At 47.5% G+C, this 22112-nt stretch carries 21 protein-coding genes; 8 read left to right on the forward strand and 13 right to left on the reverse strand.

The genetic code is table 11. The features are described from left to right. Nucleotides 1–262: 262 nt before the first annotated feature. Nucleotides 263–835, forward strand: coding sequence for a hypothetical protein (locus tag MJ611_RS10155; protein WP_250429658.1), 573 nt, complete (start codon nucleotides 263–265; stop codon nucleotides 833–835). Between the two features lie 114 nt (nucleotides 836–949). On the opposite strand, the gene groL is transcribed toward MJ611_RS10155, so the two are convergent. The 8 genes from groL to MJ611_RS10195 form a co-directional block, all read right to left on the reverse strand. Further along, nucleotides 950–2584 (reverse strand): chaperonin GroEL, encoded by a 1635-nt coding sequence (gene groL, locus MJ611_RS10160; protein ID WP_250429659.1) that lies wholly within the window; start codon nucleotides 2582–2584, stop codon nucleotides 950–952. A gap of 37 nt (nucleotides 2585–2621) precedes the next feature. Beyond that, nucleotides 2622–2912 (reverse strand): co-chaperone GroES, encoded by a 291-nt coding sequence (gene groES / locus MJ611_RS10165; protein ID WP_211214327.1) that lies wholly within the window; start codon nucleotides 2910–2912, stop codon nucleotides 2622–2624. A 260-nt stretch (nucleotides 2913–3172) separates the two neighbouring features. Then, the gene (gene secG, locus MJ611_RS10170) at nucleotides 3173–3562 is read right to left on the reverse strand and encodes a preprotein translocase subunit SecG (protein ID WP_250429660.1); all 390 of its coding nucleotides are present in this window, start codon (nucleotides 3560–3562) and stop codon (nucleotides 3173–3175) included. A gap of 1 nt (nucleotide 3563) precedes the next feature. Beyond that, nucleotides 3564–4877: a hypothetical protein gene (locus MJ611_RS10175; RefSeq protein ID WP_250429661.1), complete on the reverse strand. Its 1314-nt coding sequence runs from the start codon at nucleotides 4875–4877 to the stop codon at nucleotides 3564–3566. 29 nt (nucleotides 4878–4906) lie between these two features. Further along, nucleotides 4907–5434, reverse strand: coding sequence for an LPS assembly lipoprotein LptE (gene lptE, locus MJ611_RS10180; RefSeq protein ID WP_250429662.1), 528 nt, complete (start codon nucleotides 5432–5434; stop codon nucleotides 4907–4909). Further along, nucleotides 5418–6689, reverse strand: coding sequence for a sigma-54 interaction domain-containing protein (locus tag MJ611_RS10185; RefSeq protein ID WP_250429663.1), 1272 nt, complete (start codon nucleotides 6687–6689; stop codon nucleotides 5418–5420). Before MJ611_RS10185 ends, lptE begins: the two co-directional genes overlap by 17 nt. A gap of 96 nt (nucleotides 6690–6785) precedes the next feature. Then, entirely contained in the window at nucleotides 6786–8228 is a 1443-nt protein-coding gene (gene miaB, locus MJ611_RS10190; protein ID WP_250429664.1) for a tRNA (N6-isopentenyl adenosine(37)-C2)-methylthiotransferase MiaB, read from the reverse strand. Nucleotides 8229–8407: 179 nt separating this feature from the next. Beyond that, nucleotides 8408–8857 (reverse strand): YkvA family protein, encoded by a 450-nt coding sequence (locus tag MJ611_RS10195; RefSeq protein ID WP_250429665.1) that lies wholly within the window; start codon nucleotides 8855–8857, stop codon nucleotides 8408–8410. 208 nt (nucleotides 8858–9065) lie between these two features. On the opposite strand from MJ611_RS10195, the gene MJ611_RS10200 reads away from it, so the two are divergent. Then, a complete protein-coding gene (locus MJ611_RS10200) occupies nucleotides 9066–9647 on the forward strand; it encodes an SRPBCC family protein (RefSeq protein WP_250429666.1) in 582 nt (193 codons plus the stop codon). Between the two features lie 87 nt (nucleotides 9648–9734). Here MJ611_RS10200 and MJ611_RS10205 read toward each other — a convergent pair whose 3' ends face one another. After that, complete coding sequence (locus MJ611_RS10205; RefSeq protein WP_250429667.1) at nucleotides 9735–11165, reverse strand: PhoH family protein; 1431 nt, start codon at nucleotides 11163–11165, stop codon at nucleotides 9735–9737. A 313-nt stretch (nucleotides 11166–11478) separates the two neighbouring features. Here MJ611_RS10205 and MJ611_RS10210 point away from each other — a divergent pair, with 313 nt between their 5' ends. Further along, complete coding sequence (locus MJ611_RS10210) at nucleotides 11479–11922, forward strand: toxin-antitoxin system YwqK family antitoxin (protein ID WP_250429668.1); 444 nt, start codon at nucleotides 11479–11481, stop codon at nucleotides 11920–11922. Between the two features lie 54 nt (nucleotides 11923–11976). Here the strand turns inward: MJ611_RS10210 and MJ611_RS10215 are convergent, their stop codons facing one another. Together MJ611_RS10215 and MJ611_RS10220 are read right to left on the reverse strand one after the other, a co-directional pair. Further along, nucleotides 11977–12597 (reverse strand): AlbA family DNA-binding domain-containing protein, encoded by a 621-nt coding sequence (locus MJ611_RS10215; RefSeq protein WP_250429669.1) that lies wholly within the window; start codon nucleotides 12595–12597, stop codon nucleotides 11977–11979. Between the two features lie 285 nt (nucleotides 12598–12882). After that, nucleotides 12883–13260 carry a DUF3127 domain-containing protein gene (locus tag MJ611_RS10220; RefSeq protein WP_250429670.1) on the reverse strand — a complete coding sequence of 126 codons (378 nt, stop codon included), beginning with the start codon at nucleotides 13258–13260 and terminating at the stop codon, nucleotides 12883–12885. A gap of 180 nt (nucleotides 13261–13440) precedes the next feature. Here MJ611_RS10220 and MJ611_RS10225 point away from each other — a divergent pair, with 180 nt between their 5' ends. Next, nucleotides 13441–14370 (forward strand): isoaspartyl peptidase/L-asparaginase family protein, encoded by a 930-nt coding sequence (locus MJ611_RS10225; RefSeq protein ID WP_250429671.1) that lies wholly within the window; start codon nucleotides 13441–13443, stop codon nucleotides 14368–14370. A gap of 55 nt (nucleotides 14371–14425) precedes the next feature. On the opposite strand, the gene MJ611_RS10230 is transcribed toward MJ611_RS10225, so the two are convergent. Continuing rightward, the gene (locus MJ611_RS10230) at nucleotides 14426–15316 is read right to left on the reverse strand and encodes a cyanophycinase (protein WP_250429672.1); all 891 of its coding nucleotides are present in this window, start codon (nucleotides 15314–15316) and stop codon (nucleotides 14426–14428) included. A gap of 350 nt (nucleotides 15317–15666) precedes the next feature. Between MJ611_RS10230 and MJ611_RS10235 the strand changes: the two genes are divergently transcribed. Next, the gene (locus MJ611_RS10235; protein ID WP_250429673.1) at nucleotides 15667–16158 is read left to right on the forward strand and encodes a YciE/YciF ferroxidase family protein; all 492 of its coding nucleotides are present in this window, start codon (nucleotides 15667–15669) and stop codon (nucleotides 16156–16158) included. A 165-nt stretch (nucleotides 16159–16323) separates the two neighbouring features. On the opposite strand, the gene MJ611_RS10240 is transcribed toward MJ611_RS10235, so the two are convergent. Next, a complete protein-coding gene (locus tag MJ611_RS10240) occupies nucleotides 16324–18225 on the reverse strand; it encodes a M1 family metallopeptidase (RefSeq protein ID WP_250429674.1) in 1902 nt (633 codons plus the stop codon). 339 nt (nucleotides 18226–18564) lie between these two features. On the opposite strand from MJ611_RS10240, the gene MJ611_RS10245 reads away from it, so the two are divergent. From MJ611_RS10245 to MJ611_RS10255, 3 genes are all read left to right on the forward strand, one after another. Beyond that, nucleotides 18565–20298 carry a L,D-transpeptidase family protein gene (locus tag MJ611_RS10245; RefSeq protein ID WP_250429675.1) on the forward strand — a complete coding sequence of 578 codons (1734 nt, stop codon included), beginning with the start codon at nucleotides 18565–18567 and terminating at the stop codon, nucleotides 20296–20298. A 42-nt stretch (nucleotides 20299–20340) separates the two neighbouring features. After that, on the forward strand, nucleotides 20341–20880 hold the full coding sequence (locus MJ611_RS10250) for a cupredoxin domain-containing protein (protein ID WP_250429676.1): 540 nt from the start codon (nucleotides 20341–20343) through the stop codon (nucleotides 20878–20880). 637 nt (nucleotides 20881–21517) lie between these two features. Further along, a complete protein-coding gene (locus MJ611_RS10255) occupies nucleotides 21518–21952 on the forward strand; it encodes a helix-turn-helix domain-containing protein (RefSeq protein WP_250429677.1) in 435 nt (144 codons plus the stop codon). The last annotated feature ends 160 nt before the right edge of the window (nucleotides 21953–22112 follow it).

The raw sequence follows: 22112 nt of genomic DNA on the forward strand, positions 1-22112 counted from the left end.
TATTGTTATAGCTATTTGCAAGCTGATTCACATGATGCACGGTCGCGGTTAATAGCTTTAATCATAAATAAAAAGGCCCCTGCTGAGCTCTCAGCAGGGGCCTTTTTATTTATTTTATTATACTTTAAACATTCTTTAGTATGTTTGTAGCCTTCTCAACATCAGGCAATTGCAATAACATGTTTTCCTGGTACAGGAGGGGTTTTTGTTTTTATAATCATACTTTTAGCCAATGTTATTTATTACCCAGAGTTGCAGGCAGTTGGCTGCACTTTCAGTGCTTTGCTTTGCCATGTTGTCCTGCGAAGTAGATTCTGTTACGCATGTTGATGCCAACCCCGAACCTTCTTCCGTTACCTACACCATTCCTAAAGGAGCACATTCTGCTACTAACAACCCATTTAAACTGGTAAGTGCCTCCAAGATCCGCTTTCAGGCAGTATTTGACAGCTCTGCTGTTTATACTACTACCGATCCGGTCAACCAGGGCGACATCAACAAACTATACGGCTTATCCGACTGCAGTTCCGATCACCAGACCAACAGTGCTCGCTTTGGCTGGAGATGGTATAACAACCGCCTGGAAGTACACGCTTATACCTATTATAACAAGAGCCGTAAGTCTGAACTCGTGAGTACAATTGAGATTGGCAAGCCTTATACTTTTGAGCTAAGGCTGGAAGATAATAAGTTTGTATTCGAGCTGAACGGCAAGACCGTGAGCCTGCCCAGAGCCTGCACCGGAAAAGGGGAGGGCTATCAGCTTTATCCATACTTTGGAGGCGATGAGGTAGCCCCGCACGAGATCAAAATTGAAATCAAAGAGCTGTTGTAGGAGCTGTTCATTAGAAAAGTATAGGTTTTAACTTGCTTTGAACTGCTATAAAAACAAAACAGCCTGAGCTATACTTAGCTCAGGCTGTTTTTATATGTCAACTATGGGAGCCGATTACATCATGCCGCCCATACCGCCCATGCCACCTGGCATAGCCGGAGCAGCACCTTCTTCAGCAGGCTCTTCTGATACTACGCATTCGGTAGTAAGCAGCAGACCAGCAATAGAAGCAGCGTTCTCCAGAGCAAGACGCGTTACTTTAGTTGGGTCGATGATACCAGCTGCGAACATGTTCTCATAGCGGTCATCGCGGGCGTTGTAGCCGAAGTCAGCTTTGCCTTCGCGTACAGCCTGTACCACTACAGAACCTTCGCCACCAGCGTTAGATACGATTGTTCTCAACGGCGCCTCCAATGCAGTTCTGATGATCTGAACACCAGTTTGCTCGTCAGCGTTGTAAGTGTCGATGTTGCCTAGGGCATCCAGTGCACGGATCAGGGCAACGCCACCACCCGCTACGATACCTTCCTCAACAGCAGCACGAGTAGCGTGCAAGGCATCATCTACACGGTCTTTCTTCTCTTTCATCTCAACTTCAGTAGAAGCACCGATGTAAAGGATAGCCACACCGCCAGAAAGCTTAGCCAAACGCTCCTGAAGTTTTTCTTTATCGTAGTCAGATGTTGTAGTCTCCATCTGCGCTTTGATCTGGTTGATGCGAGCCGTGATATCATCTTTAGAACCAGCACCGTTTACTACGGTAGTGTTGTCTTTGTCGATGATCACTTTCTCAGCTTTGCCCAGGTACTCCAGGGTAGCGTTCTCCAGTTTGTAACCACGCTCTTCAGATATTACAGTACCGCCAGTCAGGATAGCGATATCTTCCAGCATTGCTTTTCTTCTGTCGCCAAAACCAGGAGCTTTTACAGCAGCAATTTTCAGCGATCCACGCAGTTTGTTTACTACCAGTGTAGCCAGGGCTTCGCCGTCTACATCTTCAGCAATGATCACAAGGCCTCTGCCAGTCTGAACTACCTGCTCCAGTACAGGAAGCAGTTCTTTCATGGTAGAAACTTTCTTGTCGTAGATCAGGATGAAAGGATTATCGAACTCAGCTTCCATTTTCTCGGCGTTTGTAACGAAGTATGGAGACAGGTAGCCGCGGTCGAACTGCATACCTTCTACAGTTTTTACCTCCGTTTCAGTACCTTTTGCTTCTTCTACAGTGATCACACCGTCCTTACCAACTTTGTCCATCGCGTCAGCAATCATCTTACCGATTTCAGCGTCGTTGTTGGCAGAGATAGTACCTACCTGAGAGATCTCAGAAGAGTTCTCAATTTTCTTAGACTGCGCGCGCAGGTTCTCCACTACAGCATGAACTGCTTTGTCGATACCACGCTTCAGGTCCATTGGGTTAGCACCAGCCGCTACGTTTTTGATACCGGCAGTGTAGATTGCCTGAGCAAGTACAGTAGCAGTTGTAGTACCGTCACCAGCCTGGTCAGCCGTTTTAGAGGCAACCTCTTTCACCAGTTGGGCACCCATGTTCTCGATCGCGTCTTTCAGCTCGATTTCTTTCGCCACTGAAACACCGTCTTTTGTAATAGTAGGAGCACCGAATTTTTTATCGATGATCACGTTACGACCTTTAGGGCCTAACGTAACTTTTACAGCATTAGCCAGTTTATCAACGCCAGCTTTAATTTTGCCGCGAGCGTCTGCATCAAATGTGATGTTTTTAGCCATAGTTATATTGCTTTCTTTAGTTTGAAAATACGATTAATTACAGGATAGCCAGAATATCAGACTCACGCATGATCAGGTAATCGCTACCATCTACGGAGATCTCAGTTCCTGCATACTTGCCATACAACACCTGGTCGCCCACCTGTACCTGTGGCTTCATCAGGGCGCCCTGCTCAGACACTTTGCCTTCGCCAACGGCTACTACCTCACCACGCTGTGGTTTTTCTTTAGCAGTATCAGGGATAATGATACCAGACTTGGTTTTTTCTTCTGCTGCAGCAGGAGCTACAATTACTCTGTCTGCTAATGGTTTAATGCTGATTGACATAGTTTGTTATGTTGTTAAGTTTATGTGGTTGATATTTTAGCTTAAGAACCATAGGGGTACTATCATTTCTTATGCCAAGGCGTTGTTTTTGCCAGTTTAAGTCAATTTTTCAGGAACTCTGCCTGTCGTACCTGACAAGTTTGTCATTTTGTGTCATGCCGGTGGAACTTTTTTGGCAAACAACCTGACAGAGGTGGCAGAAACTGCAAATAAAAAAGCCGGCTTCACTAGAAGCCGGCTTCCCTGTAAGTATGTTCAGCTTACTGCTTTTGAGCAGTATCTACCATTTCCGGTATTTCACCTGCGCCAGGTATAGCAGCCGTTGTGTCAGTAACGGCAGGAGTAGCAGCTGGTGCCGCTGGCAACTGCGACTGACGCGCACGCTCTTCGTTTACGCTACGGTTCATCATAGATGAATCCTGAGATGTGTCAAGCATCATGTGCGTTCCGAGCGTAAGTACAACCAGTGCAATTGCAAATCCCCAAGTAAGTTTTTCCAATAAATCGCCTGTGCGCTTAACGCCCATCAATTGACTTGTGCTGCCGCCAAACTGGCTGGATAATCCGCCTCCCTTAGGGTTTTGGGCCAGCACTACTAAGATAAGCAGCACGCAAATGAAAACAATAATACTGATTAGGGCGATGTACATATTAGTTTATAGTTTGTAATTTTTCTATCTGTTCGGCAAAGTAAGCTTTTTTTTCCGGATTTTTCAAAATCAGAAGTTCATATATTTTGATGGCCTTCTTAGTTTTTCCCTGCTTCAGGAAGATGTTGGCCAGGCTTTCAGAAGCCATGCCTTTCTTGATCTTCGAGCTTTTCAGCGACAGGTCTTCCTGTGGCTCCGGTTTTAGCTTCACATTCACCATGGTTTTTAACCGTGGGTTCAGCTTCAGGAACTGATCGATGATGTCGAGCTGCTCGCTTAGCGCATTGCTGGTGGGTTGTATGGCTTTCTCCAGTTCATGGGTTTTGCTATACTCCAGTATCAGTTCCGGGTGGAAGCTATGCGGCCGCGGCCGGGTGTATTCATCTTTCAGTTGCAGCACTTCGCCCATACGGCTCGAGCCCATCCAGTAACCCAGGGCATCCTCCATGTAAAGTCGATCGATCTCACTATAAGTATAGTGGACCTCCGCATCTTCAAAAGAAGTCTCTTGCTCTTGCTGTACCGGTGTTTCCTCATCTAAGAAAGCCTCTGTGGTAAATGCCTTAAATTCCTGAACAACCAAAGGAGCAGACGCTAAAGCCTCCGGGATAGCCTCAATTGAATCAGTCTCTAAAGCATTGTATGCCTCATCAAACTCTATTTCAGCCAGTGCTTCTTCGGTTTCCTGCAGGTAGGCAGTATACTCCTGTGCTTCTACATCTTCTGACATAGTTATGGAACGGGAGATCGCAAGCAGATCGGTAGAGGAGGAGCTTAAGCTGTTGAAGGTAAGCAACATGGAAAGTTCCGAGTAAACTGTTTCTTCAGGGCTTGGAGCTTCCTCGGTTTCTTCAAGTATAGTATACTCAGCCAGCACTTCTTCCGCTTCTGCCTCAGCTAACTCCTCGTCAACTGCCAGGGGTGTTGCTTCACGTTCTTCTACGGACTCAGTTGTAGGCTGTATTTCTTCTGTTGCAGGTAGTGCCTGAGAAGTATGCTGTGTTTGCTCAGAAACCCTTACCAGTGTTGTGTCATGAACCGCTTCTTCTGCTACAGCAGGTTCGAAAACAGGCTCAGGTGCCGGCGAAGTATAAATAACACGTTTCAACAGCTGCCGGTTGGTAGCATAGGAAGAAGCCTTGCGCAGGCGCTGTGTAGACAGCATACTCCCTTTGTCATAAGCTGACTTGGCAAGCAGCAAATGAGCGGTCTGGCAATAGGGGAAGGTAGCCGCTACCTTCTCCAATTCCTCCGTCTGCTGGTCCGAGATGTTCGATACCTGTTGTATCAGATTTAAAAAAGCTGATTTATTCATGCAGGGCAAGAAGTCTTGTCGGTTATGCGTTACCAGTTTGCTACTGATTTATTGAAAACATCTGTTACCAGGCGATCTGCCATCTGCTCAATAGAAGCAGGAGGGATCTGCGTTACGTCCACGTTCTGCCCAAAGTCCTGCGTGATCGTAAAAAGCTGATCAAAGTTCTGCTCCGGATTTTTGGTATTGGTGAAGCGTACCTGCACGCCCAAAGTCAGACGGTTCAGGGAGGCCTGGTCGTTCTGGCCCTCACGCTGGATGGCGGCAGGTGCTAAGGTAAAATTAACGATCTGTCCTTCTAATTGCAAATCTCCGTCGCGCTGAAGTATGGTAAGATTGGTATTGCGGCGGTAATAATTCTTGAAATTGGTCGTTACAATAGACGTCAGGCTGGCAGGACCCTGTCCTGAGCTGTTTTCGATGTTCTGTATCGAAATGGTCTTTATTTCCGGAGCGATCGACGTACCGGTAAAAGAGTAAATGCCGCAGCCGCTCAATACCGTAACCAGCAGCAAAAGGGCATAAGTGAGGCCTTGAATTTTATTCTTCAATATCATACTGCTTCAGTTTTCGGTAAAGTGTTCGTTCGGATATACCCAGGTCGTTTGCGGCATACTTGCGCTTGTTGTTATGCTTCTTAAGGGCCTTCAGGATCAGCTCTTTTTCTTTGTCTTCCAGCGAAAGGCTTTCTTCCTCAGTTTCGTGCGTAATGTCCTCCACTTTCTGATCCTCATACTCGCTTACCTGCGCCTGTTTTACAGGCAGGTAAAAGGCTTCAGCGGTATCTGCCGGCTGGTAACCGCGGGCAGGCGCGAAATGGTGATCAAGGTTCTCAAACAAATGACTGTGCTCTTTCAGGAGGTCGCGTTCAGGAGACTGATGAGTAAGCAACTCGAATACCAGCTTCTTAAGTTCCGAAACATCGCGCCGCATGTCAAAAAGAACTTTGTACAGCAAGTCGCGCTCCGAAAAAGCCTGCTCTGATTTAGGCTCTTTCCCGATAAGTGTGGGAAGGCTGCTTTGTTCTTTTGGCAGGTAATGGCGAAGCTTGTCAGCATCAATTTCCCGGTCGTACTCCAGCACAGAGATCTGCTCCACAATATTTTTAAGTTGACGGATGTTACCCGGAAATCGGAAATTCAGCAATTCCTGTATGGCATCAGGGGTTAAGCTGATGGGTTTTACTTTATACTTCTCGGAAAAATCGCTGGCGAACTTACGGAAGAGCAGGTAAATGTCATCTCCGCGATCGCGTAAAGGTGGCACCGTAATCGGCACAGTATTCAGACGGTAGTACAGGTCCTCGCGGAATTCACCTTTTTCCACCGCATCCAGCAGGTTTACGTTGGTTGCTGCCACAACGCGTACATCCGTTTTCTGTACTTTGGAAGAACCCACCTTGATGAATTCGCCGTTTTCCAGCACGCGCAGCAGGCGGGCCTGAGTGCCCAGCGGCATTTCCCCGATCTCGTCGAGAAAGATGGTGCCTCCGTCCGTTACTTCAAAGTAACCTTTCCGGGTATCCAAAGCACCGGTAAAAGAGCCTTTCTCATGGCCAAACAGTTCTGAATCGATGGTGCCTTCCGGTATGGCGCCGCAGTTGATGGCGATGAACTGTCCGTGCTTGCGAGGGCTCAACTGGTGGATGATCTTGGAAAAAGATTCCTTGCCACTGCCGCTTTCGCCGCTGATCAGCACGGTCATATCGGTAGGAGCCACCTGCACTGCCACCTGGATGGCATAATTGAGCAGAGGCGAGTTTCCTATGATCCCGAACCGCTGTTTTATACTTTGAATATCTACGTTGCGCATTTTGATGATTTGAAGATTGGAAGATTTGGAAATTTGAAGCTGAGGTGATGTGAAGATTTAATTATTTTAAATCTTCACATTTCCAAATCTCCAAATCTAATCAACTGCTTCGCCAAACAGGGTACCTACGCTGCAATCGTGCACAAACACGTTCACGTAGTCGCCTTTTTTGTAGTGCTTCTTGTCGAAGATCACCACTTTGTTCTGGTCGTTACGGCCGCTTAGCTGCTGGTCAGACTTCTTGGAGAAGTTCTCTACCAGCACGCGGTGCACCTTGCCAATGTCACGCTTATTGCGCGCCAGCGAGGTCTCGCGCTGCTTGTTGATGATTTCATCTAATCGACGTTTTTTCACCTCCAGCGGAATGTCATCTTCCAGTTTGCGGGCAGCCAGTGTGCCCGGGCGTTCGGAGTAAAAGAACATGTAGGAGTAATCGTACTGCACGTACTCCATCAGCGACAGCGTATCCTGGTGCTCTTCTTCGGTTTCGGTGCAGAATCCCGCGATCATGTCAGAAGAGATGCCACAGTCTTCGCCAAGTATACTTCTGATCGCATCTACGCGGTTAATGTACCAGGCACGGTCGTAAGTACGGTTCATCAGCTCCAGTATGCGGGAGTTACCGCTTTGCACCGGCAGGTGAATGTACTTGCAGATATTGTCATACTTCTTCATGGTATACAACACCTCGTCGGTGATGTCTTTCGGATGCGAAGTAGAGAAGCGTACGCGTAGGTCTGGAGAGAGCAGGGCTACACGCTCCAGCAACTGAGCAAAGTTTACGCTTTCAGTTCCATCCTCAGAAGCCCACTTGTAAGAGTCCACGTTCTGGCCCAGCAGCGTAACTTCTTTATAGCCTTGTGCCACCAGTGCCTCGGCTTCACGGACGATGGAGTGTGCATCGCGCGAGCGCTCACGCCCGCGGGTAAATGGCACCACGCAGAAAGAGCACATGTTGTCGCAACCACGCATGATCGAGATAAAAGCGCTCACCCCATTGCTGTTCAGGCGGATCGGGTTGATGTCGGCGTAGGTTTCTTCGCGGGAAAGCAGCACGTTCACGGCTTTCTGACCGCCATCCACTTCGTTGATCAGGTTCGGCAGGTCGCGGTAAGCGTCCGGGCCTACAACCAAGTCCACGATCTTTTCTTCTTCCAAAAGCGATTTCTTCAGGCGCTCAGCCATACAGCCCAGGATCCCGATTACCATACCCGGCTTTTTGCGCTTGTGGTAGTTGATCTGGCCCAAGCGGTTGCGTACCGTTTGCTCGGCTTTTTCCCGGATCGAGCACGTGTTCAGGAAAACAACGTCAGCTTGCGCGATATCGGAAGTCGTATCGAAGCCCTGCTCAAACATGATCGAAGACACGATCTCACTATCCGAGAAGTTCATGGCGCAGCCATAACTTTCGATATATAATTTGCGTGATTTTCCGGTGTTATTATCCTTGGTAACGTGCGTGTCGCAGGCAGCAGCAGAAGCGGTAGCTTGCTCAGGCGTGCGGTTATCTATGAAATCTAAATCTACTATCGGATCCATGGTAATACGGTTAAGGGTGCAAATATACTACAATCCACTTAAAAACGTGACAGAATGGCAGAGGAATTAGTTCTAAAAGTTTGATGGAGGAGTTGCGCAACTCTAGAGAAGGTTATTAAAAGAAAAAGGCTGACGCATTCCTGCTGTCAGCCTTTTATACTTAAGGAGTGTTTTCTCAATTACAATGTTCCCGGAGTAGGCTCAAAGCGTGTGCCCGTTTCCCAGGCAGCAAACTTGGTGATCTCTTTCTGGAAGGCATCAATAAACCAGGCGATCAGGCTGATGTCATCCATCAGGCCCAGTACAGGTATAAAGTCCGGGATAAGATCAAGAGGAGATACCAGGTATAACAACACCGCCACGCCGATCAGCATGGATTTTTTCGATACATCGCGGTAGGAGCCGTTCGAGTAGGCTTTCACCATCCGCATGAACGTATACATTACTTCTTTCACCTGTTCAAACCCGCTCTTGGTACTGTTGGCGTCTATCAGCTTTCCGTAAGCCGTGGAGAGTAGCATACCTATTTTAGCAGGCTTGCCCAACACACCGCCGGCTTTGCCCAGGAAGCGTTGAAAGAGGGCACTCTTCGATAACTGCAGCCCTTTATTTATTAAATCATTCAGCATTTCTATATAGAATTTGTTTATCGCTTATACGGTGCACCCGCGCAAATAGGTATGGCAGCTGTACTTATGCGGCATGTAGCTATAGTATATTTATAAAATAAAATATTTATATCATAATACTTGACAACGGGCTACAGAGTACCTAAACTTGCTATAGTTAGTGGGTGCTCTAACACAACCAACCAATTACCTGTTTTCAGTATAACTTATGAAGCCGTTCGTGATAGTGCTTATGTCGCTGCTGACCGTAGTGGCGGCTTTATTTTCTGCCTCTTATCTGCTTCCGGTGCAGTGCGATGTGGTGCGGAGCAGGGTAATGAATGCTTCTCCCGATCAGGTATACCCGTACCTGAACAACCCGACGGAGTGGGAAAAGTGGAGTGTCTGGAACAAAAGCTATGACCCAAGCATGATCCACATGTACGGCGGCCCGCTGACCGGCAAAGGCGCACGGCTAAACTGGAGCGGCGACAAGATAGGCGACGGACAGATAGAGTTTACTGAGAGCGTTAGCCCTACGCTGTTGCGCTACCAGCAGACCATAGAGGGCGACCATCATGAAACGCAGGGGTATTTCAGCCTGGAGAAAGTGAATGGCGGTACGCGCGTGATCTGGCAGAAACACACAGCGCTTGAAGACAACCCCATTGCACGGATAGAAGGCTTCCTGCGAAAGAAAAAGCTTGAAGTAGAACTGGAGCAGAGCCTGGCCGGGCTGGACAGTGTGGTTACGGCTAAAACCGGCAAAAAAGGGGCAGGAGCAAAACGCTACGCTTCTAACCGCAGATAAATCACTGATATTAATAAGTATAAAGTATAAAAAAGCCGCTGCCAGTTATAGCAGCGGCTTTTTTATACTTTATACTTAATGGCTATACTACAGCAGCTCGTTTGCCAGGTTAGCCAGCTCGGAGCGCTCGCCTTTCAATAATGTGATATGAGCGTACAGCGGGTGGTTCTTGGCCCTATCGATCAGGTAAGACAAACCATTACTTTGTGAGTCGAGGTATGGCGTGTCGATTTGGTAAATGTCTCCTGTAAAGACGATCTTGGTATTTTCGCCGGCCCGCGAGATGATCGTCTTGACCTCATGCGGCGTCAGGTTCTGCGCCTCGTCCACAATAAAAAAGATGTTGGATAAGCTGCGCCCGCGGATGTAAGCCAGTGGTGTGATCACCAGTTTTTCCAGGTCTACCAGCTCTCGTATCTTCTGATACTCCTTGCTAGTTTCTGAAAACTGGTTCTGGATATACTTCAGGTTGTCCCAGAGGGGCTCCATGTAGGGGTTCAGCTTTGATTTGATATCGCCGGGCAGGTAGCCAATATCTTTGTTGCTGAGCGGCACAACCGGGCGGGCCAGGTATATCTGTTTATACTCGCGGCGTTGTTCCAGTGCACTGGCCAGGGCCAGCAGGGTTTTGCCTGTACCCGCCACGCCTTGTACCGACACCAGTTTTATACTTGGGTTCATCAGGGCATGTAGGGCAAAGGCCTGTTCCGCGTTACGGGGTTTAATGCCATAGGCAGTGGCTTTGTCTACCCGCTCCAGTTGTCCTTCTGTGGAGTTATGGTAGGCCAGTACCGAGTTTTTAAAGCTTTTGAGTACGTAGTAATGGTTGTCGGCCGGGTTTGATTTAAGCACCTTGCTGCTTTCGCAGTAGCCTTGCTCGTAAAGATCGTTTATAGCATTGGCTGGTACATCCTCCAGGGTATCGTTTCCGGTGTAAAGTCCGGCTACGTCCTGTATCTTGCCTGTCTCGTAATCTTCGGCAATCAGATTAAGGGCCCGTGCTTTCAGGCGCAGGTTTATATCCTTTGTTACCAGCACCACGTGGTTGTCGGGCTGTTCCTGTTGCAGCTGCAAAGCGGAGTTCAGTATCCAGTGGTCGTTCTTGTCTCCAAATATCTTGGTGGCGTCCAGGGTCTGGCTTTCGTTCATCAGTACCTTGAACTTGCCTTTTGTGGGGCCGTTCAGCGGCAGCCAATCCTGCAGCTTGTGTTCTGCCGATAGTTTATCTATAAAGCGGATAAATTCACGGGCTTCGAAGTTTTTGATGTCATTGCCTTTCTTGAAGTTATCCAGCTCTTCCAGTACCGTTATGGGTATGGCCACATCGTGCTCCTGAAAATTTTGCGCGGCACTGTGGTCGTAAAGTATAACCGAGGTGTCCAGTACAAATATTTTCCGGTTAGTGGCCTGGCCGTTAGAACTGATCTTCTCTTTGACTTTGGCTGTTCTCGCGCCCTTGTTTTCGGCAGAGGCGGATTCAGCCTTTGGATTAGGGGTTGCTTTAGAAGCTTTGGGCATATACGTTTGGCTAAGGGTGAAACTGATAGAACAGTTGGTAAACGTGCTGCTGTGTTAGTGAACCGACCTCGTTTTGGCTGGTTCTTATATAGTCTTTTTACGTGATAAAGAGAGTGCCGGACGTCTGCTTTCTGGAATTGGGCAGGTTGATTTTCAGAGTCGGTAATAGGAAGTATACTGTTTTTCTAATACTTGCTTGAGTATGAAAACTTTATGAACTAAAATAAGTATAACTAAATGTTTAGTTGATTGAAAAAAAGTTTAAATTGCTTTCAGAAAATATCTTGTGACCAGACCAAAATACAGATCAGGTATGAAGCTATTTATAGTAGTGATGCTGCTGCTATTGCCTTTGTTGGTGGCAGCAGAACCGGACAAGCAGCGAGCAGGGTTATTCAGGATCAACCGCTTTGACAAGGAAGGACAGTTCCACGGCAAATGGAAAGTATACATCAACAACGGGACGATACTCGTGCGGCAGGGCAGGTTCCGGCATGGTAAGGAAGTAGGGAAGTGGCGCTATTATTACCAGGATGGCCAGCGGCTGATGGAAGAGAAGTATAAACCCCGCAAGAACTACATACAGGTAAAGCGCTACCATGAGAACGGACAGCTTGCCAAAGAGGGGCAGGCCCGCATGATCGAGAGCGGCAACATCTTACGCTACTTCTGGTTTGGGGAGTGGAAGGTGTACGATAAGTCCGGGCAGTTCAGCCACACAGAGTACTACGAACAGGGAAACCTGGTTAAAAGGTAAAGTATAGAAGGAAATAACAAGGGGCAAGTATAGCTATACTTGCCCCTTGTTATTTCAGCTTAGCGTGTAGTAATCTTCCTTCTCCTTGTCGTGGAGCCGAAGATAGCCATGTATGACCAGCTTAACCAGGGTACGGTACGCCCGGCGCTCCGAAATATTAACCAGTTTCATGTACTGCTTCTGGGTTATGCGGGGGTGCGTCTGAAGGTACTCCAGTACGGCATTTTCGTGCCACTCCAGGGGCAGGCGCTCAAACAAAGGTTCTTCCTGCTGCAGTACTTTGTTTACCATTTTGCTCGTCTGCACACTCGTATCTTTTACCCGGATATACCCGCGCCAGTCGTCTTCCTTTACCCTGGCAAAATGGGGCTTGTTCTTGCTTTCAGGGATGATGACTTTCAGAATCGTGTCGCCGTCAACCTCTTCTTCTTCATACATGAGTTCAACCGGAGGATCGCAGTACAGGTCGGCGGCCAGTTGAAGGGTATGTTTCTCTTCTTCCGGATCAATGCCTACTATGGTGCCGTCATCTTTCACCCCGATCAGCACAATACCGCCGCGGGTATTGGCAAACGAAACAAGGGTGCGGGCTATTTTTTCAGGTTGTGTTACGCGTTGCTTAAAATCTACTCTATCGTTTTCGCCTAGCAGGATGAGGCGTTGCAGTTCTTCCATATAAGTTAAAGGGGCGCTTTAAAAAACAACAAGTAATGGGGAGTATGGGTTCTACAATAAAGGCAATGCAAACGTAAGCCGCAGCAAATAAAAAAGTAAGTATACTTGCAGGTTTATACTTCAGATTTCCTGAACCCGGCTGCTTTCGCAGTATACGGAGATTATGATATTAAGCTTTTGAAAAGGATAGCAGCGCTGCTGCAGAACAAACGCAGTACTAAAGTATAGAAAATAAAAAAGCGAGCTGTGAGGCTCGCTTTCTGGTATAAGTATGAGTGCGTTTCGTTAGAAAGGCAGATCGTTGTCAACGTCGCTGCTGTAGAAAGAAGGCGCTGATGAAGCTGCCTGTGCAGGCGCTCCGGCAGGGGCACCGCCAAAGTTGTTAGAGGCGCTTTCAATTCTCCAGGCCTGCAGGTTGGTGAAGTATAACGTCTCTCCGTTCTTTACAAACGGTTTGCCTGATAAGTTGAACGTTACCTTTACTTCCTGACCTTTCTGGAACTGGTCAAGCAGGTTGCACTTATCCTGTGTCAGCTGGAACTTAGCATACTGGGTATAAGAACCATCCGGGATCTCAAGTACGAATTCACGCTTTTTGAATTTATCACTTACCTGGGTGGTCTCAAACACTTCGTACAGCTTTCCTTGGATATCAAACGACATATTCTCTTTGTTTTAATTATGTTTACAAGAGTACAAATATACAAAATTCCGTCCGAATCCGAGGGCTCTGCACCTAATCATTTGACGGATTTTTTTAGTCCATTGGGGCGGGTTATAACAGCCGGGGCCGCGCAGGCGTACAGGTAGCAGATATTGTTTTTACATTGAAAGACGCATAACATGACAGACATTGCCATAGCCATACACGGAGGGGCGGGTACCATCACACCCGCTTCCATGACACCCGAACTGGAGCAAGCCTATAAAAATGCCCTGGAAACAGCCGTGGAAGCCGGGCACAAGATCTTAGCCAATGGTGGTACAGCCCTCGATGCCGTGGAGCATGCCGTAGTGCTGCTGGAAGACAGCCCTTTGTTTAATGCCGGAAAAGGATCTGTGTTTACAAAAGATGGCAAGCACGAAATGGATGCAGCCATTATGTGCGGCAAAACGCTGGCCGCCGGTGCCGTGGCAGGGGTGCGCAGCATCCGCAACCCTGTTGCCCTCTCCCGGGCTATACTGGAGTACTCCGACCACGTGTTCATGAGCGGCTATGGAGCGGAGGAGTTTGCGCGCAAGTATGGCATCGCCTTCGAGCCGGAAGATTATTTTTTTGATGCGCTCCGTTACAAGCAGTGGCGCGATGTGCGGGATACGGACATGTTTATACTTGACCATACCGTTGACAGGAAATTCGGGACAGTAGGAGCAGTGGCCTTAGACATGGAGGGCAATGTTGCAGCTGCTACCTCAACCGGCGGTATGACAAACAAGAACTATAACCGTATCGGCGATACTCCTATAATAGGTGCCGGTACTTATGCGAATAATAAAACGTGCGCCATCTCCTGTACCGGCCACGGGGAGTATTTTATACGGGCAGTGGTTGCCTACGACATCTCCTGCCTGATGGAATACAAAGGATACAGCCTGCAACAGGCCTGCGAGCACGTGGTGATGGATAAACTGGTGCACTTTGGCGGAGAAGGAGGCTTGGTTGCTGTGGATGCTGCTGGCAATGTAGCACTGCCTTTTAATTCGGTAGGCATGTACCGGGCCAGCAAACAGCGCAACGAAACAGCCTTTGTAGGCATTTACAAGAGCGAGTAAAGTATAAAGGCCAGTATGTACTGGCCTTTATACTTTAACTTATCTTTCTAAGTACCTATTTATCCTCCTGCACCTGCGCATACTTTAGCTCTTCCTGGTCGCGGTAAAATTCGCGGGTTTCCATGTCGTAGATGTTGCCTTTGGCCAGCACGTGCATGGTCAGGTTCTCAATGGCTACAGGCTTGCCGCGCTCTACCTCCTCAATGTTGGTATAGCCAATGTTGTGCCCATCCATGATCACCACCAGGTTAGAACCAATCGTCTCAATCATATGACCTTCGGTTATGAGTATGCCGGTATCTTCGCCTAAACCGATCCCAATGGTTTTCGGGTGCGTTACGACTGCTTCCATCAGCCTTCCAAAACGCCCACGTATCACAAAGTGAGTATCGATGATAACGCCTTCGATAAAACCCAGGCCTTGACCGATTTTTATAGCGCCCCGCAAAAGTGAGTGTGTGGCACTGCCTCCTTTGATCATGATCTCAGACATTGCCATGGCACCGGCGCTGGTGCCTGCCAGAACAAAATCCTCGTTCCAGTAACGCAGCTTGAGTATCTCCTGAAATTCGGTGTTGCCGAAAATGCGCGTCAGCCTCGACTGGTCGCCGCCGCTAAACATTACGCCGTCTGCTTTGCGCACACGCTCCAGGTACTCCGGGATTAGCGCATCTGCCTCTTCCCGGATGTGCATCAGGTTTACGTTCTCAACACCTAATATGCCAAATGCACTCAGATAGCGTTCACCTACTTCTTCCGGGATCATGGAGGCAGTCGTGATCACTTCAATGTGCGGATTTTGTGCAGGAATTTCTTTTAAGAAACGCTTTAGTATCCCCAGTTCAAAAAAATCGAGGTAATATTTTTTCTTCGATGACGGGTTCGGATAAGTTCCTTTATCTTCATTTCCACCTATCGCAAAAAGCTTTCCTTTAGGTCTATTCACTGGCTTTCAGGGTTTTAAAGTAAACTAAAAACAGAGGCATTCGCACCTGCAAAATAATACGGCATTCTGAGACAGAAATGCTACCTACAAGAGTACAGTTTCTGTAGAAAAACGTTCCAAAGGTTGTGCCAAATTCTAACACAAGGCTATACCTGCAACTGCAAGCATAGAAGTGTACGAATAGTTTGATGGAAGTATATATAAAATCATATATTAAATACTTATTTATTTGAAAATATAACGCTTTGGCTAATTTAAGTTATATTTTATCTAACCCTCAAAGGTAGCTGCCGTATAGTAAGCACACAAGCACTTGCTTGTATATGTTACACGCTAAACCTTTCCAAGCTATGAAACTTAATAATTTGAATGACCTATTTATCATGGAACTGAAAGATCTGTACAACGCAGAAAATCAGATCATGAAAGCGTTGCCAAAAATGATGGAAAAATGTTCTTCGGATATGCTGAGAACTGCTTTCGAAAACCATATGCGCGAAACAGAAACTCAGATAGATCGTTTGGAGCAGATTTTCAAAATGTTAGGAGAGAAGCCTACCGGTGAGAAGTGCGAAGCCATGGAAGGTATCATCCGTGAAGCTCAGGAAATGATGAAAGAAAAAGCAGAGCCACACGTAATGGATGCCGCCCTGATTGCTTCGGCACAGCGCGTTGAGCACTATGAGATTGCCGGATACGGAACTGTTTGCGCTTATGCCAAGCAACTTGGTATGACAGATGCTGCCAGGCTGCTTCACATGACACTTGAAGAAGAAAAGAAAACCGACATCAAACTAACTGACCTGGCCGAGCGTACCATTAACGTTCAGGCTGAAAGATAAAAGAAAGTAATCTTTTAAGGCATACTGTAAAAACTCTGTACTTCCCCGGCTACCCAGCAGGTCAGAAGTTTACAGAGTTTTTCATTTTATTGGAAGTATAAAAGAGAAGCCCCTGTTACATGTAGCAGGGGCTTCTCTTTTACAGGTAATTGCTTGCTAAGCAGTTTATTTCAGCAGTTCATCCAGCGTAACAGTAGATACGGCGTGGTAATTCGGACGGGCCTTGGCGTAAATAGCCAAGGCTTTTTTCTTGCCTTCCGGCGTTGCGTTCAGCGCCTTGTAAATCGGTAACAGGAACTTACGACGACCAACGTTGGTCAGGAATGTTTCCATTGCCTGATCGGCTGTCGTATAGTTGTTGCGGATAGCGTGCAGGAACCAGGCAGCCAAAACTTCTGAGTTGCCGGAGTTTGTAAAGTTAAATGCTTTGTCGAGCTCGGCCATTTGCTTTGGTGTCATCTGCTCGGGCAGCATCCGGATAAAGTGCAGCCACTCATGGCTCGACCAGTCTTTAGTATTGAGTTCCGACGCCGGTTTCCCGTTCTTCCACGAAGTATAGGCTTCCTCTACACGAGCAAAACGGCTGGAAGTTGGCTTCACATGGTTTTCCGGTAATCCGGGCGAGTATACCCATCCTTCGATATCGATCTTTTCGGCCAGTTGCTCATCGTCTTTGATCAGCTCAGATCGCAGAAAGTTGAGGAAAAGATCTGTGTTGGTGCTCTTAAAGGCAAACGTCTGAAAGTATTTGTTTACGAACTGATCAAAGCGCTCCCTGCCAACGGCACGCTCAATGTTCTGCAGAAAGGCATTCCCTTTTTCATACGCAATGTCTGTTAAGCCTTCGTCCGGATCGCGGCCTTCCAGGTCCAGCTTCAGGCGGGTGTCTTCGCTATCGGCACCTTTCTCGGCAATCGTGTTCTGCAGGTCCTGGTAGCCCAGCACGTTCAGCATGTCAGCGTACTCTTCGCCATAAAGCTCCTCCATGATGCGGCGCTCGAAGTATACGGTAAAGCCTTCGTTCAGCCAGAAGTCGTTCCAGGTGGCGTTGGTAACCAGATTGCCGCTCCAGCTGTGGGCCAGCTCGTGTGCGATCAGGCTGGTAAGGGAGCGGTCCTTGGCCAGCACGGTAGGGGTAACAAACGTGAGGCGCGGGTTTTCCATACCTCCGAAAGGGAAGGAGGGCGGCAGCACCAACAGGTCGTAGCGTTCCCAGCGATACTTACCGTAGAGTTTTTCGGCAGCTACCAGCATTTTGTCCATCTCGGCAAACTCGTACACAGCGGCATCAATGGTGGCGGGCTCGGCATAAATACCGGTCTGGGCGCCAATGGGCCTGAACACCAGATCACCAACCGACAAAGCCATCAGGTAAGACGGGATCGGTTGCTTCATGCTGAAAGTATACTCGCCGGTGTTGTTCTTTTGCTGCGGGTTGTCGGCACTCATTACAGCCAGCAGTTCTTTCGGTACTTTTACTTTGGCATTGTAGGTAATGCGGATGCCCGGGCTATCCTGGATAGGTATCCAGGTGCGGGCAAGTATGGCCTGGGACTGCGTGAACAGGAACGGGTATTTTTTGCCAGCTGTCTGCTGCGGGTTCAGCCACTGCAGGGCAGCAGCGTTAGGCGACGTCTTGTATTGTATAGTTAGCGTTTTTGTCTCCGGCTTTATCTCAACAATCAGGGGCTGACCCAGGAACTTGTCGTTGTCACCAAGCCGGAAGGTGGCCTCTGCCTGGGTGCCGTCCAGGTATACTTTCTCGATGTTCAGGCCACGCGTATCAAAGACGATCTGTTTTGCCTGCGTCAGGTTCTCGATCTGGTAAGTGGCGCTGCCGCCAAGTGTCTTATCCTCAAAATTAACAGCTATATCCAGGTCAAGGTGTCTGGCTACGGCTTCTGCCGGTTTTGCATAGCTGTGCACATCGGCTGAGGCGTGTGCTACATCCTGTTGTTCTGTTGTCATAGTTTGATCTGTTTTCTGTGGTTTGGTACTGCTGCAGGAGGCCAGTTGCAGGCAACTGGCCACACCCAGGCCCCAAAGGCATTGCTTGTATACTTTCATAGGTGGTGTTAATGCTTTGGGTGTAAGTTAAACTATTTACGATGATTATGAAAAAACACCCGACGCTGGAAATGGTTCTGATAAGGCAAGTTCTGCTCCGGCTGGCAGGTATAAATCAGGGTACAAAGCAACAGAAAGAAAGGCCGGGATGTTATGATAAAAGGGGTGCTGAGCGGGAAGCTATAACCATTTGCTCTTTTTAGGAGTACATAAAGGTGCATCGCCTGAACCGTACAATCTGTAATGTTTATTTTGTATTATTCCAATATTGAATCACTGCATTATATAGTTCGTAATCGTTAAATCAGAGCGGCACAATCAACCAAACCAATAACCAACATGAACCCTTACACATTTAACATACTGGTACGCATCGGCCTGGCTGTTTTCTGGCTTTTTGCTGCTGCCAGTTGTAATAATAAATCTGAAGACGGAAAATCCGGAACAGGTTTGCTCGGCCTGGGCGAACTGCCACAAGCCACCACCGATAGTGTGTTTATCCAGAAGTATATCAACCAGGTACCTGCATTCAAAGCACAGTCAGATCTTATGTATCAGTTTTACGGCGAGCGCGATTACAAGCTGGCCTGGTTCCGCGATAATAAGGTCATACCGGAAGCGCAGAAACTGATTGAAGTGCTTGACAATGCATCGGCAGAAGGGCTTGATCCTAAAAAGTATAAACTGGTAAACTTCGACGAGAAGTTTAAGCAGTATGAAGACATCGGGCGCAGAGACTCGGCTCGACTGCAGTTGCAGCAGGAAATAGACCTGGCCCTGACGGCTTCTTACTTTAACTATGCCTCTGATTTCTACAGAGGCCGCGTAAACCCGAAAGAAGTTTCTCAGATAGACTGGAACATCAAGAACAACAAGATCAAGCTACACAAAGCGCTGCAAACCATTCTGAAAGAGCGCGAAAGTACTTACCCATACTATGAGTTTGAAGCCCTGCATGCTGGCTATGTAAACCTGCGGGAAGCACTGAAAAAGTATAGAGAACAGCAGGAAAAAGGCGGCTGGGCAAAAGTAACCCTTGGCAAGCTTAAATCCCTAAAACCCGGCGATACGGCCACGGCGGTATTGACTTTGCGTAAGCGTCTGAATCCAAGCCAGCCGATTGATACCCTGAACCCTGCCATGCGCAAGTATGACGGCGCACTGGTGCAGCAGGTAAAGAAGTTTCAGGAACTGAATGGATTGAAGGCAGACGGTGTAGTGGGAGGCACTACATTAAAGACGCTGAACGTGCCGATCGAAGACCGTATTGAGCAGATCATGATCAATATGGAGCGCTGGCGCTGGATACCGAAACGCATGGTGCCGAAAAGCCTTGATCAGAAGTATATCTGGGTAAATATTCCGGAGTACAAGATGTATATCTACGAAGACCCGGATGACAGCCCCGATGCCGAAAGGCAATACAAAAAGGTAATGGAAATGAATGTGGTAGTGGGGAAAGTGCTGAATTCAACGCCTATTTTCAGCGATAAGCTGGAGTATGTGGTGATGGCCCCGTACTGGAATGTGCCCAACAGCATCGTTGAAAAAGAGATCAAACCGAACATGCTGCGTAACCCCGATTGGCTGGAAACCCAGGATATGGAAATTGTGACGAAAGAGAAGGAACCAAAGCCTATCTCGCCTTACACTATTGACTGGTCGAGCGTAACGGAGAAAAACTTCCCGTACATGGTGCGCCAGCGCCCGGGTCCTAAGAACTCGCTTGGTTCGCTGAAATTCCTGTTCCCGAACGAGTACTCCATTTACCTGCACGACACACCGGCTACATCGCTCTTCAGTTTGAACGAACGTGGGTTTAGCCATGGTTGTGTGCGTCTGGAGAAGCCCATGGATCTTGCCAAATACCTGCTCCGCGATATGCCGGAATGGAATGAATCAGCAATCCGGGAGACCATTGAAGCAGGCGAAGAAACTTGGGTAACCCTGCCGAAAAAGATACAGGTATACCTGGTATACTTTACCAGCTGGGTTGACAGTGAAGGCAACGTTCATTTCCGGAATGATATTTATGGACATGACAAAAAGCTTAAAGCAGAATACTTTGGCTAATCAGGATAATAACTTAAAGTATAGATGCTTAGGTATAATATTATGAAGAAGCTGTTGATATGCATGATGCTTGGCAGCAGCCTTATGGCAGCCTGTGACGGGGCGGACAACGCTAACAGGTTGGAAGAAGAAACTGTTGCCACAGAAGATACTGTGGGAGCCGGATCTCAGGCAGCAGCAGTGGACACGATCTTGCAGAAGGTAAATACTGTGACGCTGAGAGCCGTTGGCAACAGCATACAGGAAGTGGCTTTTGAGCCGGATACCATTGAGGTAGCAGCTGGCGCGCTTGTTAAACTGACGCTGGTGAATGAGGGCTCCGAACAGCCCATGGTCCACAACGTTATCTTTACTTACCGCGACAAGTATAGACTGGTAGCAACCGAGGGGGCCAGGATCGGCTCGTCCGGAAACTATACGCCTCAGGATACTTCGCTTGTAATTGCAGCGTCGCCTATGGCAAAGCCCGGACAAACTGTGGAAATGGATTTTGAGGCACCGCTAAAACCTGGTGAGTACGATTTTGTCTGCTCCTACCCAGGCCATTACGAAAGAATGCACGGTACCCTGATCGTGAAGTAAACTTATAATTTAGATTGACCTACAAGAGAAAAGGCTTGCTATACTTTATAGCAAGCCTTTTTTATGCTATGTGTTAAAGCGATGGCTTACTTGTTAAAGGTAAAGTGCAATTCCATGTAATCTTGGTTGTGGTTGATTTTGTCACATAGCTATTCTACAGCTAAGTATAAAGCAGGTGGTTTATGGCAGATTGAAACAAGTAAGGAGTAAGGTATAAGTATAGGTTTGAGTTGATGTGGTAAACTGCTGTGGAACATAATTTTAAACTTTTGTGGAAAACTCGAATTATCCACAATGCCCTGCTTTGTAGCTGACAAGGTGTCATAATGTTGTTAAGCAGCAAGATGTTGTGTGATAGATGTTTATTCTTCCTACTGATCATCTTAGGCGGTCAGAAGGGTTAATGCCTTTACGGATTTACAGTTGTGCTGCAGTTTACGATTGTTTATACATTTGTAAACTTAAATATTTATATATTTTTGTTGACAATGTAATTGCTTGTAAAACATTGTTTTGTATATTGTTCTGGAATGGTTTCTTTAATGCATGGGCTCCTCATTTCATACTTGTAAAAGCAGGGAATAGGCAGCATTTTTAAAGAGCATTTACAATTGTTTAAGCCCTATTTCTATGCTTTATGGTAGAACGTATACGAAAGTTGATGGAGTACAAGGGGCTTTCTGCCTCTCAGTTTGCGGACGGTGTTGAGGTACCCCGTGCCGTGATCAGCCATATTCTCAGTGCCCGGAACAAGCCCAGCCTCGAAGTAGTGCAGAAAATACTGGCTGTGCATCAGGATATTAGCATCAGCTGGTTGTTGATGGGGCAAGGAGATATGCTAACTGCATTAGCAGTGCCAGTCGGTGGCCAGAAGCTTCTTTCCGAAGCAATAACCCGGGAGAAAGACGTTCCGGATGTTGCGGGCCTGAGTACAGAGAGAGATGGAAATATACAAAACAGCACTTCTGCTTCAGGTATTGTAGCTAAAGCTTTGGCTCTGGACAAAACCATAGAACAGGTGATGATCTTTTATTCAGATAAAACGTTTATTTCCTATAACCCGGCACAGTAACAAGCCCTGTATAAGTAGCATGCAGGAACCAGGGAGAAGTGATTACTACTTTTGCTATACCCTTTAGGTTGGAGCTGCTACACTAACCACCCGAACGAAATTTTAAAAAAGCCTGTTACTGAATTTAGTTTATACTATGCTATTGCGTAGTTTTACACCC

This window comes from Pontibacter ruber (genome assembly GCF_023630205.1).
Lineage (GTDB): Bacteria > Bacteroidota > Bacteroidia > Cytophagales > Hymenobacteraceae > Pontibacter > Pontibacter ruber.

Bases quoted from the DNA above. Each gene is read 5' to 3' on its own strand.
- secG (WP_250429660.1), bottom strand. From the start codon at position 3,562: ATGTACATCGCCCTAATCAGTATTATTGTTTTCATTTGCGTGCTGCTT.
- groL (WP_250429659.1), bottom strand. From the start codon at position 2,584: ATGGCTAAAAACATCACATTTGATGCAGACGCTCGCGGCAAAATTAAA.
- MJ611_RS10195 (WP_250429665.1), bottom strand. From the start codon at position 8,857: ATGCTGAATGATTTAATAAATAAAGGGCTGCAGTTATCGAAGAGTGCC.
- lptE (WP_250429662.1), bottom strand. From the start codon at position 5,434: ATGATATTGAAGAATAAAATTCAAGGCCTCACTTATGCCCTTTTGCTG.
- MJ611_RS10185 (WP_250429663.1), bottom strand. From the start codon at position 6,689: ATGCGCAACGTAGATATTCAAAGTATAAAACAGCGGTTCGGGATCATA.
- groES (WP_211214327.1), bottom strand. From the start codon at position 2,912: ATGTCAATCAGCATTAAACCATTAGCAGACAGAGTAATTGTAGCTCCT.
- MJ611_RS10220 (WP_250429670.1), bottom strand. From the start codon at position 13,260: ATGTCGTTTGATATCCAAGGAAAGCTGTACGAAGTGTTTGAGACCACC.
- MJ611_RS10200 (WP_250429666.1), top strand. From the start codon at position 9,066: ATGAAGCCGTTCGTGATAGTGCTTATGTCGCTGCTGACCGTAGTGGCG.
- miaB (WP_250429664.1), bottom strand. From the start codon at position 8,228: ATGGATCCGATAGTAGATTTAGATTTCATAGATAACCGCACGCCTGAG.
- MJ611_RS10210 (WP_250429668.1), top strand. From the start codon at position 11,479: ATGAAGCTATTTATAGTAGTGATGCTGCTGCTATTGCCTTTGTTGGTG.
- MJ611_RS10235 (WP_250429673.1), top strand. From the start codon at position 15,667: ATGAAACTTAATAATTTGAATGACCTATTTATCATGGAACTGAAAGAT.
- MJ611_RS10175 (WP_250429661.1), bottom strand. From the start codon at position 4,877: ATGAATAAATCAGCTTTTTTAAATCTGATACAACAGGTATCGAACATC.
- MJ611_RS10245 (WP_250429675.1), top strand. From the start codon at position 18,565: ATGAACCCTTACACATTTAACATACTGGTACGCATCGGCCTGGCTGTT.
- MJ611_RS10250 (WP_250429676.1), top strand. From the start codon at position 20,341: ATGAAGAAGCTGTTGATATGCATGATGCTTGGCAGCAGCCTTATGGCA.
- MJ611_RS10205 (WP_250429667.1), bottom strand. From the start codon at position 11,165: ATGCCCAAAGCTTCTAAAGCAACCCCTAATCCAAAGGCTGAATCCGCC.
- MJ611_RS10215 (WP_250429669.1), bottom strand. From the start codon at position 12,597: ATGGAAGAACTGCAACGCCTCATCCTGCTAGGCGAAAACGATAGAGTA.
- MJ611_RS10255 (WP_250429677.1), top strand. From the start codon at position 21,518: ATGGTAGAACGTATACGAAAGTTGATGGAGTACAAGGGGCTTTCTGCC.
- MJ611_RS10225 (WP_250429671.1), top strand. From the start codon at position 13,441: ATGACAGACATTGCCATAGCCATACACGGAGGGGCGGGTACCATCACA.
- MJ611_RS10240 (WP_250429674.1), bottom strand. From the start codon at position 18,225: ATGAAAGTATACAAGCAATGCCTTTGGGGCCTGGGTGTGGCCAGTTGC.